Origin of the sequence: Pseudovibrio sp. Ad13 (assembly GCF_001623225.1) — a bacterium.
Taxonomy (GTDB): domain Bacteria; phylum Pseudomonadota; class Alphaproteobacteria; order Rhizobiales; family Stappiaceae; genus Pseudovibrio.
In genome coordinates this window covers 319,550-336,637 of record NZ_LMCC01000018.1, presented here as the reverse complement: position 1 = coordinate 336,637, position 17,088 = coordinate 319,550, and the positions used below count along the sequence as shown (strand labels likewise).

Sequence of the window (17,088 nt, the reverse complement as noted above, 5' to 3'; positions counted from 1 at the left end):
TCCGCGCAGGTTGTTTTATATATCCATATGAAATTGTTAGGATATTTTATGCTGTCGCAGGCTATAAATGAATTGAGCTGGCACTTTATCGGCTACATGAAGATTTTTGATAGTATCGCTACAGCTGAACAGAGCTTTGACGAAGCACGGTTTGCCCAAGACACTATTGTGATTACTCCGGTGGAAGTGGTTTATTCTCGCGGAGGTATCACAGACCTTCCCTATGAAAAGTTCTACAGTCTTCCGTCACTTTTGCCAGAAATTAGCGCGCTGTCACAAGCCCGTCTCCCATATTCGGTTGAGACGCTCGTAAATGCTTCTGAGTTTGTTCCACCTTCTGAAGTTGTACTGTTTGAAGACGGTACGGGCCCAGAGCTGCCGCAAGGTGGAGATAGCGGTCAATCACTGGACTACACGTATACTATCACCTTCACTTATCGCGATATTTATGCGCCGGACATTGAAATAAACCTCACTCAGGAAAACGCCCTGACGGATGATGATTTGCTTTTGTCCAAGAGTGAGTTTGGGGATGATATTCCTGAGTGGAACTCAGATGAAGTGCTGGATCAACTGCTTGATGTTGCGAGTGACATTGAGCTGGATATGCTTGACCAGATTTTTGATGATGGTGATGCGCAAAGTGCGGCTGATGCCATTGGCGAGATGCTGGTTCAAAGAGTGGAAAATGAGGCACCAAACCCTTCTTTTACAAGTGGCGAGAATATTGGTGAACTGCCTGAGGACGAGCAGGCAGAAGACGACACCTCTGAAGATGAACAGAGCGATAGCAGCTATGTAACGACCAGTGACAATGAAGCGGTCAATGTTGCCTCGATTGTAGACCTGAGTGAGTTGCAATGTTCGACTGTCGTGATGGGGGACTACTACGCCACAAACTCGATCATTCAAAGCAACTTATATTATGGTCCTACAGATCAGCCAGCGGACACTGTCGTCGGTCAGGGACTTGATGAAACGATTGTCTTCAATGATGCCAATGTGACTTCCGAAGGCGAGTACATTATTTCCTCCGCAGTTACCTACAACAACCCCGATTACTCCATGAGTGTTGATGTTGTTAGCGGTAATTTTTATGACCTGAATATTGTCAATCAGAAGAACTTTCTTTCCGACGACGACTGCGTTTCATACCAGTTGAACAACAGTGGTTATTATGTTCAGACCGGTGATAACACCCAGGTCAACGCGGCGCAGTTGATTGATAATATTCAGAATTACGATGTGATTGTTGTGCTTGGAAACTACTATGACGTCAACTACATCAGTCAGAAAAATATCCTCCTGGATGCCGATTATATTTATGCGACTGGTGCAGCTATCAGTGGGACCGGACGGCACAATGTGCTGACCAATGAAGGTACGATTAAGAATATTGGTGGCGGATCGCTGATGAAGCCGATGACCTCTGAGGTGAACGGTTTGGTGGACGCTATTGATGGTCGAGCAGGGGACTACGAGTATACCGCCTCTTCTGCCACAGGTGGTTTGCCGATCCTGCCGAGCACTGACCTGAAAGTCCTCTACATCACTGGTGATTATTACCAAATCAATGCGATTGAGCAGATCAATGTTCTCTCGGATGCGGACTATGTGAAGATCCATAAAGAACAAGAGGATGATGGTGTTCTCACGCAGGTTATTAATGGTGAGGTCGTTGAAGGTGACCAAGAGGGTTATCTGGACACTTCAAGTAACAAGACGAGTAACAAAGCAACCATCATTGATTATGATAGTCAGTCGGGTTTTCAATATTTGGATGGCGAATACTCAGAGGAAGACATTGTTATAAAAGTCAATATCGTTGTCTCTGAAGAAGATGATCTCGAAACAGCATTGAATGGAAATACAGATCTGGTTTCGGAAGTTGTTGCATTTACTGGCAATGACGGTGGTAGCGAAACCGGAACGTCGCCCGCGTTTGTTCCTTATGCGGGTGAGAGTGACATGGTCTCCGATATACTCGTTTGATTTTAATAGGTTTTTATAGAGAGAATATATGTTTAAAGCTCGAGCGACAAAGAACAATAGCCGGCAACGTGGGAGGCAAGCGAGCAAAACATTGCAGGTGGATGGTGTTCAACAAGAGCCTGCACATGGAGAAAAGCTTGCCAGCCAAAAGGGTAATTTCGCCTCCAGGAAGAATGGAGGACCCTATGAAGATATTGATTTTCGCAAGTTGATGCAGAATGGATTGGCACGTGCCAAGGTAAACCTGCTTTATGTTGGTTTCTTTTCGTTTTGCGCCAGTCTTCTGATCCTGTCTGTTCCAATTTACTTATTTCAGATTTCTGACCGTGTTCTGACGAGCCGGAGTGTTGATACTTTGGTGATGCTGACAGCCATTGTTATCGGGCTTGTGCTTGCACATGTGCTGTTGGATATGTTCCGGCGCTTCATGCTCATGCGGGTTGCTGTGGATGTTGAAACACGCCTTGGTGGGCCTGTTTTGAGTGCCGCGGCGCGAGCGTCTCACAACGGCAGTAGTCAGGAATTTCAGGCTCTTTCCGACCTTCAGCAATTGAGAAGCTTCCTCACTGGTTCAGTTCTTTTAACCATCATGGATGCACCGGTTGCTCCTATATACCTGCTCGTCGTTTATCTGGTTCATCCTCATTTGGGGATGATTGTGACAACGACCATTCTGTTGCTTCTTGTGCTTGCGCGGATCAACCAGAAGCTGACAGCCGTACCGTTTGGAAAGGCTAATGCGTTTTCCTCGCGTGCCAATCTGCAAGCTGAAGCAATGGCGCGGAATGCGCAGGTTATGAATGCGATGGGGATGATCCCGGAAGGGGTGATTATTTGGGGTAAAGAGACTGCAGAGTCTTTGAAAGCGCAAATAATGGGACAAGACAGAAACGTCCTGATTTCTGCGATCTCAAAATTCATCCGCCTGTCGACACAGATCACGATGCTGGGATGGGGGGCGTGGCTTGCGCTTTCCAATGAAATAACCGGGGGGATGATTATTGCAGCCTCTATTATTGGTGGTCGTGCGTTGGCTCCGGTTGAAGGCATTATTGATGGTTGGAAGAGCTATGTAGGAGCGAAGAGTGCGTATGGCCGTATTCAGAAATTGCTCCATACTTCGCCCCTGAATGTACATCGGTTGCGCCTGCCGAATCCTGCAGGGCGGTTGAGTGTTGAGCGTTTGTTGTTTGTTCCACCACCCAACAAACGCGTGATCCTAAACGGTATTTCGTTCCAGCTTTCTCCCGGTGAATCGTTGGCGGTGGTTGGTGCTTCGGGATCAGGCAAGAGCACGCTTGGGAAGATGTTGGTTAGTTCCCTTATTCCAACGGCGGGCAATGTGCGTCTTGATATGATGGATCTGCGGAACTGGGATAGCCGGCAGCTGGGTGAAAATATTGGGTATCTGCCTCAGGATGTACAGCTTTTCCCGGGCACAATTAAAGAGAACATCGCTCGCATGAACCGCGAAGCCAAAGATGAAGATGTCTTCAAAGCGGCGCAAATGTCGGACATCCATGAGATGGTTTCTCAGTTTTCTCAGGGCTATGAGACGCAGGTTGCTATGGATGGTGCTCCGCTTTCTGGCGGGCAACGTCAACGTATCGGGTTGGCACGGGCGTTTTATAATAATCCGCGTTTGTTGGTGCTTGATGAGCCCAATTCTAATTTAGATACAATCGGGGAGCAGGCGCTTGCTCAGGCTCTTGAACGTGCAAAGCAAGATGGCATGACTGTTATTGCTATCACGCAACGGCCTGCTTTGCTGCGTTGTGTCGATAAAATCATGATGCTCAAGGATGGGACGGTTGCTGCCTTTGGCAGTCGTGATGAAGTGATGCCATTGATAACTGGCAAGCGACCCGGCATTCCACAACATCAAAATGCGCCGGGGCATAATCTGCCAGCAGCACAACCAGCTGAATAGTTTAAGCTTTTCTTATTTGGTGATTTTTATGTCTACTAGAGCTCTTATACTTGATGGAAGCTGGTATGAGGATGTGCCTCGCACAACTCGCGCGCCCATACTGGCTAGTTTTATCATTATTGCTTTCACATTTGCCGGTTTTGGGTACTGGGCTTCCAGTGCTCCAATGGCAGGGGCTGTCGTCGCCTCAGGATCCTTTGTTGCCACTGGGCAAAACAAGATTGTTCAGCACTTTGAAGGTGGGATCATCAAGGAAATCCTTGTGAAAGAGGGGGATGTGGTGGCTGCTGGTGCAGTGCTGGTGAAACTTGATGAGACAGCAGCTAAAGCTAACCTTGAGCGCTTGTTGATCCGTCAAGCGCGTCTTCAAGCTATTCAGGCGCGTTTGACGCAAGAGGCCAAAGGCCAGAAGTCATTGGTGCTGCCGAAGGAACTCTTAAGCACCGCGCAGGATGCTAAGATCAAGAGTATCATTTTGAACCAGTTGCTGACCTTCAAAGCTCGAACCCGAAAACTTCAGAGCGAAATTGATATTTTTGCTCAAGGTATCAACGCACTAAAGGAGAGAATCCAGGGTGGCCAATCGCAGCTTGTTGCTGTGAAGGAGCAGATGGATCTCTTTCAGGAAGAGTTGGCTTCCAAACAGAAGATCCTCGGAAAAGGCCTCATTCGGAAATCTGACGTACTTCGCATTCAACGCTCACTGGCCAATCTCAAAGGTGAGGAAGGTCGTATCCTTGCTGAGATTGGAGATGCGACTGAGCGTATTGCCAGAGCAAAGGCACAAATTGTAAGGGCGGAGAATGAAGCCTCGCAAACCGCCGTTGGGGAGCTTCAGGTCGTTAATGCTGATTTGGATGATGTGAGCGAGCAAATACGTGCAGCGCAAGATGTTCTGCAGCGTGTTGAGATCGTAGCGCCAGTTCGCGGGATTGTTGTTCGGATGCGTTATCACACTGCAGGTGGTGTGGTTGAGAGTGGTAAGGATCTAATGGAAATCCTACCTCTGCAGGATGAGCTCATTATTGAAGCGTCGATCCAAACCACCGAGATTGACAACGTGAAAGAAGGGCAGAAGGCAATGGTTCGCCTGACGGCTTTGAATCAGCGGATTACACCGATGTTGGACGCAAGGGTCGTATACGTATCAGCTGATGCATTGCGAAGTGAGGATCCGATGAGCGTATCTGCTGACGTTTATAAGGCGCGTGTGAAGCTGGATCGTGAGAAAATTCCGACATACCTCAACTTCAAAGCAACGCCGGGCATGCCGGCGGAGGTGTACATCACAACGAGAGATCGCACCTTCTTCGATTACCTTATGGAACCTGTTCGTGACAGCATGTCGAGAGCTTTCAGAGAGCCTTGATATTAGTCGAGCTTAATAGCTTGTTGCGTTAAGCTGATTCAACCATATGAGCTTTCTGTAGTGCGATGTTTCTTGCTATCAGGTCCAATGCTCAGCAACCTCTACTAAGAATGATTCAAAGGAGAATGGCGGGCTATACCTTCATTTTTCATGAGACTCACTTTTGTTACTGCACTCTTATTTGTTTAATTGTGCAGGCGCACTAGCTTTAAGTGAGTGTATGTCGATCTATATTCACAACTGTTTAGTGCAATTTGAAGAAAATTTTTTATTGTGTTCTCAATGTTTCAGTAACTAATTGGGCAGTCCTTTGATTTACCGTAGAAATCCCTGCAAACTGCCGCTTACGTTAGCTTTATTTTGTTGATGAAGGAAACTAAAGCGTCTGTGCACTGGCAGTGGACGACTGATGTATGCCGGTAGGTAAATAGAACCACAAGTTTGATACTAGGCATTTAATGATAACTATTTGGCATTTCTTAACACTGTCTCCTTAAGCGAAGATAACCATGGGGTGAATTTGTTCAACTGCTGCGGGTGTTTGTTGCCTTCGGCAGTTAGGCTCGTGGTGGTAGCTGCATGACAACAATCGTTATTGTCGATGACAGGGCAATTAATAGAAGTATTTTTGAAAAGCTTGCTCTCGCTGTAGATGCATCTGTCAAAGTGCACTGTTTTGCTTCGCCGGTTGATGCTCTCGAATATATGGAGAGCAGCGTCCCCGACTTGATTATTACCGACTACAGTATGCCGGAAATGGACGGTGCTGATCTAACGCAAAAGGTGCGCGCGCTTGAGCATTGCAGCGATGTGCCGATTGTCGTCATCACCGTGTTTACGGATCGCTCGTTTAGAATTCGTGCGCTGGAGGCGGGCGCAACTGATTTTCTGCAAAGTCCGGTTGACCACAATGAGTTTGTCAGTCGGGCCAGAAATCTGCTTGCTCTGAGAGAAGAGCAAAATGCGGTTAAACGTCATGCTCGCTTTCTTGAACAGGAACTGGTCAACGTGGAGCAACAGAGCAAAGAAGCGCTCCGAGACTCCCGTGAGCAGCTGGCGCAAGTGATCGACAGTGTTCCAGCTATGATCACGACCAGCACACGAGATGGGCTATGCGCGTTCTCGAATGCGGCTTGGGCGCGCTTTCTGGACTCGACCACGGCAGATCTTGTTGGTGAAGATACTTACGGCAAGTTTGATAAGTTTACGCGTGAGAGAAACCGTCGTTTGGACCGCAAGGTTTTCATTACGGGCAGAGCCTTGCCGCCCTATGAAATTGAACAGCGAAACCATGCTGGTGATATCTTCCATTTCATCGTTACAAAAAGCCCTCTGCTGGACGTTGATGGGAACACAACACACGTTGTGACGACCGCGACCAATATCTCTGATCGCAAACGTGCAGAAGCGCATTTGCTTCATATTGCGCACCATGATGCGTTGACGGGTTTGCCAAACAGAACGATGCTTGGTGAGCGCATTGATGAAGAGATTTTCCAGTGCCGAAACAGCGGTCGTAGCTTTGCGCTGCATTTTATCGACCTGGATCGCTTTAAATCAATCAATGATGCTTTGGGTCATCGTACCGGTGATCGCCTTCTAGAGGTGCTCGCAGAGCGTTTATTGCGCTGTGTAGATGGTTCGGACCTCGTTGCGCGATTGGGTGGTGACGAGTTTGCTATTCTCCAGACTGATTTGAAGAGTTCAGAGGAGGCTCTGCGCTTCGCTCAACATTTGGTGAGTGTGGTTGAAGAACCGTTCCATATCAGTGGGCGGGAACTTCAGACGAGTGCCAGCGTTGGGATTACCAAATACCCGGAGGATGGCCTTAACAGCGAAGAGTTGCTGCGTTGCGCAGATATGGCCATGTACCAATCCAAGGCAGATGGTGGAAACACCTTCCATCTGTTTTCGACGAAGATGGATCACCACGTCAAAGAAACCGTCGCGTTGGAAGCTGAGCTGCGGAACGCTATTGAACATGATCAGCTGGAACTGTTTTATCAGCCTCAGATTGATTTGCGGACCCAGGAGATTGTTGGTGCTGAAGCTCTGCTGAGATGGAACCGACCAGACTATGGTGTGGTTGCTCCCAACGTCTTTTTGGGAACAGCTGAAGAGGTTGGGCTTATTCTGCCAATTGGCGAATGGGTGATCTTTGCGGCTTGCCAGCAGGCAAAAAAGTGGCTCGATTTAGGGGTGGCGACGCCTCGGATTGCCGTGAACATTTCGCCAACACAATTCCGTAAGCAGAACGTGCCACAGCTTTTGAAAGATGCTTTGGTTTCCTGCAGTTTGCCGCCGGATAAGCTTGAGATTGAGATTACAGAGAACATCGTTCTGCACGGCTCAGAAGCAACTGTCCGCGACTTGCGCGAGATCCGCGAGATGGGAATTGCGATTTCGATTGATGATTTTGGGACGGGTTATTCCTCCCTCGCATATCTGAGCAGATACTCCGTTGATTGCCTGAAAATTGATCGGTGCTTTACGCGCGATATGATGACGGACCCGAACAACACGGTCATCATCAAGGCTATTGTTGGGTTGGGTAAGAGCCTTGATCTCTCCATCATTGCAGAAGGTGTCGAGACCCGGGAACAGGCTGAATATCTCACAGATGCCGGCTGTGAAATGGCGCAGGGTTACTTGTTTGGCAAGCCTGTACCTGCTGAGGACTTTTTACGTCTCCTTGAAGAGCAAGCGGCGAATTTGCAAGGGAACGGGCAGCAACGAGCGTTGGCTGGGGCGGAGTTTGAACTATGAACGACAACAGAAAAACGAAGCTGCAGTTGCTCCCGTTGAGCGGATTAAAGGATCTTTATAAGCGTATTATTCAGTTGGGCGGCGGTGAAGGCGAGATGTCTCTGAACCGTTTTATGTTTACCTTGCTGATCACGCCTTATCTTGCTTCGAACATCACTTTTGGATCTCATGAAAACTTCCAGACCAATGTCATCATGACCACGTTTGGTGTTGGGTCCCTGGCACTGCTCGCTCATCTGCTCTACTCGCAGAACATCAGTTCGCTTCGGCGCGTTCTCGCGATTTTTCTAGATGTCGGGGCAGTCTCTGCCGGGCTGTATGTGGGAGGGGAATACCTTTCAATCCTGTTTCCTATCTATCTGTGGGTGATCTTCGGTAACGGATTCCGATTTGGGCTGGATTATCTGGCATTAGCGACAATTGCCTCTGTGAGTGGGTTCGCTGTGGTGCTGACGACCCCATACTGGCAAGGTGAGTTCATTCTTGGCCTGGGTTTGCTTGGGTGTCTCGTTGTCGTACCGCTCTATGCAAGCAAGCTCATCAGATCGATGACCGCAGCACAGCATGCTGCTGAAACCGCTAATAGAGCGAAGACACAGTTCCTTACCGCCGTCAGTCATGAGTTGCGGACACCGCTGAATGCGATCATTGGCATGGGTGATCTGATCCAGGATACGCAGTTGGACGCTGAGCAGCGGGATATGGCGAAGACCATCAAGTATTCCGGAAGCTCGCTCCTTTCCATGATCAACGGCATTCTTGACTTTAGCCGGATTGAAAGTGGTCGAATGATCGTCAGTCGGACGGTCTTTGACATGAACTCGATCCTGCGTGAGGTGACACAGATTGTTCAGGGGCAAGCGCGTGGTAAAGGCTTGATCATTTCGCGCTACGTGGACAGCAACTTACCTCCGCTCCTCGTGGGCGATGCACGTCATATCCGCGAAGTTTTGCTGAATATTGCCGGCAATGCTGTCAAGTTTACTGAAGAAGGTTCTGTTTCCATTCGCGCAGTTTGCAAGGAAGCAGATGGTGGCGAAATTCGACTGCAGTTGGAAGTTAAAGATACCGGTATTGGCATTTCTGAAGATGCTCAGTCGCGCATTTTTGACCGTTTTACGCAGGCTGATGACAGCATTGTGGATCGGTTTGGCGGGACAGGTCTTGGCCTTTCCATTGTGCGCGAAGTTGTCCGTGCGATGGGCGGTGAGGTGTTTGTCACCAGCCAGCCGGGGCAGGGCAGCACCTTTGTCATTGAGCTGAAAGTAGGCCGTGCTGTCAGTGATGAGACAATTCGGCTTGAAGTGGAAGATGGGGCTGTTGCTATTGTCTCCAAACGCAAGGATCTGCGGGATGTTTGCGCTGCTTCTTTGCAGGATTGTGGCATTGAGCATGAGTGTTTTGAGACAGTTGGCAGTGCCTTCAGTGCTTTGCGCCAACAAACGTCCAGTGATGGCGGCAAGATTGTTCTCTTCGTTGGGGAAGATGTTCTGGCAGCGACGTCGGATAGCCTGCACTATGCGCTGAAATCGACTGGTCACCATCACAACGTCAATCTGATTCCAGTTTACTCAGCTGCATCGGAAAAAGAGTGCGAGGACGTTTTCCAGCCAAGTATTGTTTCTTCGATCAAAGTTCCGGTTTCCACGCAAGCGGTTGCCTGGGCTCTGAGGGCCGCAGGTGCGGAAGATGCGAAATCTGGCATGGAGCTTAAGGAAGAACTGCAAGCTTACTTCAGTCGCTATATTGGGCTGAACATTCTTGTTGCTGAAGACAACAAGACCAATCAGCGTGTGATTGAAAAAATTCTGCAAAAGGGTGGCCATACCTGCAAACTTGTCAGCAACGGCGAACTGGCCTTGGATGAGTTGGAAGATAACTCTTACGATCTGGCGATCATGGATATCAATATGCCTGTGCTGAACGGTATTGAAACCATCAAGTTGCATCGTATTACAGAACTTGGACAGGATCGCCTTCCGATCATAGCGCTCACAGCAGATGCAAGTCGCGCGGCTGCGCGAAATGCGCAGGAAGCTGGGGCTGATGCATGTGCGACCAAACCGATCGAGCCGCAAAAGCTTCTGACATTGGTTGATGATGTGATCGCAGAAAGTGGCGTTTACGAAAACATCACCCGCAAGAAGATTGCTAATAGTCAGGTAACGTCAATTTCCGAGCATCCTCGGTTTTCCTCTGAAGTTTCTTCTGGGATCGACTATGCAAGCCTGTCACAACTGAGAACACTTGGCGGTCTGGAATTCGTTATTGCTGTGATTGAAGATTATCTGAAAGACACCACACAGCTGCATCGCGATATTAAAGCTGCATTTGATGCTCGGGATGCAGAGCTATTTCGGACAAGTGCACATGCGCTTCGTTCTGCTTCAGTCAACCTTGGGGCGACGGAAGTTGCGAAACTGAGTGATGACATGGAGAACTTGCCTGCGCCGCAAATGCCGATCCTGGGTGAAGACATGCTGCGTAAGCTGTCAGGCAAGATAAAGCGTGATCATGAAAACCTGACCAGGTATCTACAGCAGCTCAAGCAGGAAGGAAGTAATCCTATCAACCGCTTGAGCACACTGGATTTTTCTTAGAGCCAGTACAACTTTAGAAAGCTTGCTTACGTACAGATGGAGCACCGAGACGATCCTGAGCTTTTGTCAGGCGCTCCATCTTTTTCAAGTCCTGGTCGGACAAAGACAGAGCGGCGTCGACCCAAATCTCGACGACGTCAATCAGTTCTTCATAAGCAACGGGCTGAACGGTACGGCCTGCGCGGTAAATAGCAGAGTGAGCGGTGTGCTTGCGTGCGTTCTTGGTGATGTACTGCTGAACCGCAAACGGTGCTTGACCTTCTTCAACAACTTCATGAACAATTCCCATTTCATGAAGTTCTTCAGCTGAGTAGAGGCGTCCACTCATAAGCATTTTTTCTGCAACACGACCATCGACCATGCGTGACAGGAAGCTGTAAGCACCCATGCCTGGGAACAGATTGAACAGAACCTCCGGCAGGCCGAATTTGGCTTGACGTTCTGCGATGATCACATCGCAAGAGAGTGCGGTTTCAAATCCACCACCTAATGCATCTCCCTGAATCATGCCGATCGTGACGATTGGCAGGTTTGAAGAGATTGCGTTGCGGTAAACAACGTCAATGCAATCAACGGCATACTTGTGAAGCTTCTCACGGTTCTTTTCGCGGATAAGCTGGATGAACAGGTTAAGATCACCACCGAGATTGTAAACGCCTGGAATACGAGAGGCGACGACCTTGAAGTTGATCGGGCACGGATCTGCTGGTTGATAAGTCTCAAAAAGACGCTTCATCACGGCCTGTGACTGTGCGAGTTCGCTCAGCAACTCAGGTGTAAAGCAAGGACGTCCTTCGCTTTTCATATAAAGCCAGAGAGCTTTTGTTGTTTCGTCGAATTCTAGATCAACCCAATTCAACTGAACAGACGCAAATTGCTGTGCAATTGAAACAGCGGCGACATCCACAACTGGATGCGTGCCAGACTTTAAGGATGGCTTTGTTGTTCCAATTAAGGAAGGAAAGTTGGATCTATGCCCCGTTAGATCAGACATCTCAGCCCCTACAAAATTTGCCTATGCGTTACAGTGGTTTTGGCACACCCCAGATCAGTCTATTTTTTGCTTTCGACTGTATTATGTGCAATCAAACATGGTAAATAATATATTAATACCAATATGTATGTCGAGCAAAAAAGTTATTGCACTGCATGAGTGAAGTAGTTACCCAGCGTCATTGTGACTAAAATTTTAGCTTTATTGTTAACCATGAATATTAACTGTTGGACTCTTAAAGCTTATAGATATGATTACTTAAGAGTTGGAGTGGGGGTTCCCAATAGGTAATATGAAACTAAGCTGAGGCTTGTAGTAAACAATTCAGTTATAAGTGGAAATGGATCGCGCCTATACAAGCAAAAATAATCATCAGTTTTGGATCTCTCAAATTGTTACTTAAATCAAAGTATAATATTTAAAATATTAGTAATTCATACATTGCGAAAACTAACCAAAATTCGTTTGTTGCTTGATTAGCGAGTTGGTCCGGCAATTTCATCTGATTGAGAGAGCGTATTTTATCACGTAACCTTAACCTATAAGATCGTTATATGGACTTTATAAGAAACTCTAGGATCATATAAAAACCAATAAATACAAAGGTTTATGAGTTATTTTTGGGCAATCTTCAGGAATGCTCTCGTTGAGTATTGCTATCGCGCTTTGCAGTTGCAATTTTCGAGTTTAACTCGTCTTCCTAAGGTGTTTTGCCTAAAAAATTGGCACTTATACGCCTGATGAACTTTTACCATCATAAGCGTCGATTTTTTTGTACAAAACGTGGAAAACTGCTGAATTGCGCTGATTTTGAGGTGTTAGACAGCAAATCACTTGTCTGGATTAACGTAAAAAATGGTCGTTTTGAGAGCAACAAAGAGCGGACTTGAGCGTCATTTCTGTGATGGTTTGAGCTTCTCCTCCCAACTTTGCGATGTCGATGAGATTTGTGTTTGAGACCGTTTGCGTTCATCGGTCAGAAACACTGAGCGCTTTTGTAAAAGCTGCGTTGAAATGTGAAAAACACGCTCTCTTTCATCGACTCGCGCGTCTTGCTGCATTGTCACATGGAGCGACCTATTTGCTGCAGCATGAACATGGTCGAGCTGCGGCACCAATGCTTCGTGCTGAGTGAAATGAGTGATCTTATCCTGAATGCTTGACTGAGCTTGTGAGAGGAGACGAGGGGGCTGGCTGAGCTCCTCATGGATTTTGATGTAGGATAGTGAAGTAGCAAGGGCCTTGCTGGTTGCGTTAATCTCCTGAGTCTGCCGGTGCTTGGGGAAAACAGTATGCATCCAATGATAGCACCAAATGCCAGTAACAGCCGTCCTTTGTTTCTATTGCGGTCATCGTGTCACTCACCGACTTATCTCAACTTCTGATAATCTGGTGAGGGGAAAGTAGGGTAACTTTGTAGAGTGTCGCAATGCAATATGTCTCCAGTAAGAAGATGAGGTTTTGAGAGTTCAACACTAATGCACTGACCTGAGAAATTTTCATAAGAAAGAATAGGCATAGCGTTGTGTTTTGTCTGGGCATATGGTGTGGGGCCTGTTGCATGGAGCGCCGATGTTTTACCTCAGGTTTGTCCTCGCTGTTGTTGCTTTTTCTCCTGCTTTGTTCCTTTTGAGTTGCTCCAGTGACAAGGTGGAAGAGATGCAAGCGCTGTTGAATGATGTGTCGCGGTGGGGCGTTCAGCTGCAGGATATCGAGATCAAGAAAATCCATCAGTCAGATCTCGATCTTGTGGTGATTGATTACTCTAAAGACGGCACTGCGCGGGGTCGGTTTTCCAGTTATGAAATTGCCAAGGCCAAGGAAAAAACAGATGGTTCTAGACGTCGTGTGCTTGCTTATCTCAGCATAGGTGAAGCAGAGGATTATCGGGATTACTGGAAAGATACCTGGCAGGAGACCCCTCCTAAATGGCTGGGTGATGAAAATCCCAATTGGCCCGGTAATTACACCGTCAAATTTTGGCAGCCAGAATGGCAAGGCCTCATCATGGCCTATCTCAAGCACATCATTTCTGCCGGTTTTGATGGTGTGTATCTGGATGGTGTTGATGTTTTCCAGCGGTATGATGAGCGTGATCAAGCGCAGGCCAGAATGGTGACGTTTGTCGGGAAAATCTCCAGACTGGCGAAAGCGCAGGAGCCCGGCTTCATTATCGTCGCCCAGAACGGGGAAGAGTTGCTTCGGTTTCCCGAATACCGCGATGAGATTGACGGGATCAGCAAGGAAGATCTGCTTTTTGGTGCCTATCAAGATGGAGCCCGTAATAGCCCGCAGCTGATTGACTGGAGTTGGGGCTTTCTGGCTGAAGCACAAAGGGATGGTCTGTCAGTCTTCGTAATCGAGTACCTGGAGGATGGAGACAAGCGCAGGCGCGCGCGCAAGGAACTGGATGAGTTGGGCGTGATTTCTCTCTTTACCCGTAGGCCGTTGGATACGCTGGTCGCCTTCTAACGAAGAGCCTCATACCAGGTGTTGGGTCTCAGGGAGAGACGCGCCTGAAAGAAGATGTGCTGGTCCAGCTTTCTGAAGGCATTTTGCAATGTTGCCACCGCGAGGAAACTTGCTGTCAGGCAGGCGACGAAGTAGCCGAAGCCAAGATATTCCCGAGGAAGATACAAGGTTGCGTAGGTACAACTGGCGTTGAGCAATAAAAATGCGAGCTGCAACAGCATGTTTTCCATGTTTTTATTGATGAAAATGAGTGTTGTAGAGGCTGCGAAAAACAAGAATTGAAAGAGTACACTGATTGCCGCAATTCGGATTATCGCAGCTTGTCGGTATTCAAAATTCAGAGATTCGACCACCATTGGAGAGAACAACACAAGCAGTGCGCAGAGCGCTAGCTGGATCAGTGTGATGCGCCCCAATGTATAGATCGCTTCTGTCTTCAGGTTTTCTGATTTCTCGCGTATCTCAACAAGGGTGCCATGTCCCGTGATCGTTTGGATGTAGGATCTGAAGTTTCGAAAAAAGTTGGTTTCAGCCTCAATCAAAAACAGCGCCAAAGGTGGGATAAGCAGTAGCTGGGCTATGAATATTGAGCTGTCATAGGCGGGCGCATGCCGCAGGCCGCTGGGCAGAAGTTGGCCCTCTGTACTTTGCCAGATGATGACTTTGTCGACCCATAATGCGCTGATGTTGAATATTGCGGCCAATGCGAGGGGCCAATAGCGCTTCATGGCGCCTGCAACATATGTCAGCGTTGTTGTGAAAGCGTAGTGCGACGCGGGGAATGTGAAGAGGACTTCTGTTGAAAGCCAGATAAAGCACAACAGGAAACCCAGGCTGAAGGCGCCGAGCAAATGAAACTCGCTGGGACTATGTGCTGTGCTGTAGATGATGAGTGCAACTGTGAGAAGTAAGCCTGTTGCAAAGGATAGGCTGACGCTTCTGTAATTTTGCAGGCTTGAGCTGAAGCCGAGGGCAATCCAGAGCAAGCTGGCGATCACGCAGGAAACGATGATGCTTATCACATCATGAAGCGGAACATTCAGCAGCATTATCAGGATTGGAGCACTGACAATTGCAGTCACCAATGCGCAGGCATAGAGCGCGCCTAAATAGATTTGCGGAATGAGATGGAATTTTCTGAAATAAATGGCGTCTGATGCCATCCTTATGGCGATGATCAAGATGGGGGCGCTTGTGAGAAGCGAAAGGCCGAGGATGTAAATCAGTTTTGTTCTGAAGCCGGTGAGTAGCGGTAAGCCCAGTTTCTGTTCTGTGAGAAGTGAGATGAACAGGACACACAGAATGAACATGAGCCAAGGGCCTGCGATGACCATGCTTGCATGGAAGACAGCCCGTACATGAGACGACAAATCACCTTTGTGAGTTAGACGTTGCAGCTCAAAGCCGATGCCTGCCATTCAAAGTCTCCGATACCATGATGTTATCTTTTGTTTTATGCAAAGTAGTGTTTTGCTTTTGGGCGCTGTCTCTCGAAGTTCCGCTCATACAAATCCTTGTAGGATTTGAGTGCTTGCTGCTCGTTGTAGTCACGTTCTATGCGTTGTCGTAGCTGCGCTCCGTATTGCTGGCGAAGCTCATCGTTCCTAAGCAGTCTGGCCATGGCTTGTGCTGTTGCGGATGGGGACACAAGCTCTGTGATGATGCCGCCAGACCCGAGTGGATGGGGATCATCTGCACGTCCTTCCAAAACCTCTCTGCATGAGCCAACATCAGTTGCGACACAGGGAATTCCGGCGGCTCCAGCTTCGAGAAGAACGAGGGGTTGGGCTTCGCTCAAACTGGTGAGTGCGACGAGGTCAATGGAGGGCAGGTACTCAGCGATGTTGACCGGACCTGTGAATGTGATTGTCTCTTCCAGACCCAGCTGCACTGTGAGCTTATGACATTCCTCGAAGTAGGTGGGTTCTTCGTCCGTTGGCCCCAGGATGAATGCATTCACATCAGGGAGCTCATTTTTCAGCAAGCCAACGGCGTGAATGAAGCTTTTGACGTCCTTGATTGCGACCACGCGCCCAATGAGCGCCACTGTTGGCTTGTGGTTGTCGTGCTGGGCTTGTGCAGACTTGAATTTGTCGAGGTTGATGCCGTTGGGAATGACTTGCATTTTGCTTTGGCAGGCTCCCTGAGACAGCTGCATCAACTGGTTGTCTTTGTAAAGCGTGGTGATGTCCGAACAGCTGTTGTAGCAGCATCTGGCAAATGCTTCGAAGGTCGAGATCCAGAGATCGCGCAGGTCAAGACGGGGATCATCCAGCGAGAAACCTTTATTGATGCTGTCTTCAATCCAGTCTGCGAGCAGGATCTCTATGCGGCGTTCATTGGTGTAGATGCCGTGCTCGGTGATGATTGCCGGTGCTTGTGTGCTCAGGGCTGCTCTTGCTGCGAACAGGCCTGCGTATCCCGTTGAAATGGTGTGGTAGGCTCTGGCTTGCGGGATGGGAGCTTTAAGGACTGCGAACAGGCCGCCGAACAATGTGTACCAAGCCCAGAAGAAGTGATGGAATGAGGTTTCCGGCAGAATCTCCTCGTACATCTGGCAGATGACGTTCCATGTGAGATCAGAGTGTGTCAGCTGGTTTATGGACCAGGGACGGGTGGTGGAGTTCACGAGACGATCAAGATCGTACAAGCGCGCTTTGCTGCTGTTTTTCAGGAAGGCGCGGAGCTCTCTTGAGATGCCTTGTGTGCTGGAGGTGCCGTAGTCTGGTACGGGCTCGGGATCATGGATATCGAAAAGAGCAAGCTCCTGATAGTGCTTCACATTTGGTGGCAACTTGTATTTGGGTATTCCATTTTGTGAGCTGGCGAGAACTGCGACGACAGAGAAGGTGAGGTCTGGTAGGCCTGAGATAAGCCAATTGATCCAAGAGGATACGCCTCCGGCAACATAAGGGTAGCAGCCCTCAACGATTATGCAGACGTCTGTTGTTGACGAAGAACGCAT

At 48.4% G+C, this 17,088-nt stretch carries 10 protein-coding genes; 6 read left to right on the top strand and 4 right to left on the bottom strand.

The window, feature by feature from the left end:
• The first annotated feature begins 48 nt into the window (after positions 1–48).
• The 5 genes from PsAD13_RS23080 (at position 49) to PsAD13_RS23060 (ending at position 10,657) form a co-directional block, all read left to right on the top strand.
• Positions 49–1,992 (top strand): hypothetical protein, encoded by a 1,944-nt coding sequence (locus tag PsAD13_RS23080; protein ID WP_063319577.1) that lies wholly within the window; start codon positions 49–51, stop codon positions 1,990–1,992.
• A gap of 91 nt (positions 1,993–2,083) precedes the next feature.
• Positions 2,084–3,922, top strand: a complete 1,839-nt coding sequence (locus PsAD13_RS23075) for a type I secretion system permease/ATPase (RefSeq protein WP_063319630.1) — start codon at positions 2,084–2,086, stop codon at positions 3,920–3,922.
• 28 nt (positions 3,923–3,950) lie between these two features.
• The gene (locus PsAD13_RS23070; RefSeq protein WP_208986887.1) at positions 3,951–5,291 is read left to right on the top strand and encodes an HlyD family type I secretion periplasmic adaptor subunit; all 1,341 of its coding nucleotides are present in this window, start codon (positions 3,951–3,953) and stop codon (positions 5,289–5,291) included.
• Between the two features lie 579 nt (positions 5,292–5,870).
• The gene (locus PsAD13_RS23065; RefSeq protein WP_063294041.1) at positions 5,871–8,057 is read left to right on the top strand and encodes an EAL domain-containing protein; all 2,187 of its coding nucleotides are present in this window, start codon (positions 5,871–5,873) and stop codon (positions 8,055–8,057) included.
• The gene (locus PsAD13_RS23060; protein WP_063319576.1) at positions 8,054–10,657 is read left to right on the top strand and encodes an ATP-binding protein; all 2,604 of its coding nucleotides are present in this window, start codon (positions 8,054–8,056) and stop codon (positions 10,655–10,657) included. The genes PsAD13_RS23065 and PsAD13_RS23060 overlap by 4 nt, the downstream gene beginning before the upstream one ends.
• A 13-nt stretch (positions 10,658–10,670) precedes the next feature.
• On the opposite strand, the gene PsAD13_RS23055 is transcribed toward PsAD13_RS23060, so the two are convergent.
• Complete coding sequence (locus tag PsAD13_RS23055; RefSeq protein WP_063303172.1) at positions 10,671–11,651, bottom strand: crotonase/enoyl-CoA hydratase family protein; 981 nt, start codon at positions 11,649–11,651, stop codon at positions 10,671–10,673.
• A gap of 893 nt (positions 11,652–12,544) precedes the next feature.
• Entirely contained in the window at positions 12,545–12,949 is a 405-nt protein-coding gene (locus PsAD13_RS23050; RefSeq protein WP_063319575.1) for a hypothetical protein, read from the bottom strand.
• A gap of 274 nt (positions 12,950–13,223) precedes the next feature.
• Between PsAD13_RS23050 and PsAD13_RS23045 the strand changes: the two genes are divergently transcribed.
• Positions 13,224–14,123 (top strand): MJ1477/TM1410 family putative glycoside hydrolase, encoded by a 900-nt coding sequence (locus PsAD13_RS23045; RefSeq protein ID WP_208986886.1) that lies wholly within the window; start codon positions 13,224–13,226, stop codon positions 14,121–14,123.
• On the opposite strand, the gene pelG is transcribed toward PsAD13_RS23045, so the two are convergent.
• Complete coding sequence (gene pelG, locus PsAD13_RS23040) at positions 14,120–15,541, bottom strand: exopolysaccharide Pel transporter PelG (RefSeq protein WP_063319573.1); 1,422 nt, start codon at positions 15,539–15,541, stop codon at positions 14,120–14,122. The two genes, PsAD13_RS23045 and pelG, sit on opposite strands and share 4 nt — an antisense overlap.
• Positions 15,542–15,576: 35 nt before the next feature.
• Positions 15,577–17,088, bottom strand: coding sequence for a GT4 family glycosyltransferase PelF (pelF, locus tag PsAD13_RS23035; protein WP_063319572.1), 1,512 nt, complete (start codon positions 17,086–17,088; stop codon positions 15,577–15,579).

Coding starts and splice junctions, on each gene's coding strand:
- PsAD13_RS23080 (WP_063319577.1), top strand. CDS start 49: ATGCTGTCGCAGGCTATAAATGAATTGAGCTGGCACTTTATCGGCTAC.
- PsAD13_RS23070 (WP_208986887.1), top strand. CDS start 3,951: ATGTCTACTAGAGCTCTTATACTTGATGGAAGCTGGTATGAGGATGTG.
- PsAD13_RS23065 (WP_063294041.1), top strand. CDS start 5,871: ATGACAACAATCGTTATTGTCGATGACAGGGCAATTAATAGAAGTATT.
- PsAD13_RS23060 (WP_063319576.1), top strand. CDS start 8,054: ATGAACGACAACAGAAAAACGAAGCTGCAGTTGCTCCCGTTGAGCGGA.
- PsAD13_RS23055 (WP_063303172.1), bottom strand. CDS start 11,651: ATGTCTGATCTAACGGGGCATAGATCCAACTTTCCTTCCTTAATTGGA.
- PsAD13_RS23050 (WP_063319575.1), bottom strand. CDS start 12,949: ATGCATACTGTTTTCCCCAAGCACCGGCAGACTCAGGAGATTAACGCA.
- PsAD13_RS23045 (WP_208986886.1), top strand. CDS start 13,224: ATGTTTTACCTCAGGTTTGTCCTCGCTGTTGTTGCTTTTTCTCCTGCT.
- pelG (WP_063319573.1), bottom strand. CDS start 15,541: ATGGCAGGCATCGGCTTTGAGCTGCAACGTCTAACTCACAAAGGTGAT.
- pelF (WP_063319572.1), bottom strand. CDS start 17,088: ATGCGTTCTTCGTCAACAACAGACGTCTGCATAATCGTTGAGGGCTGC.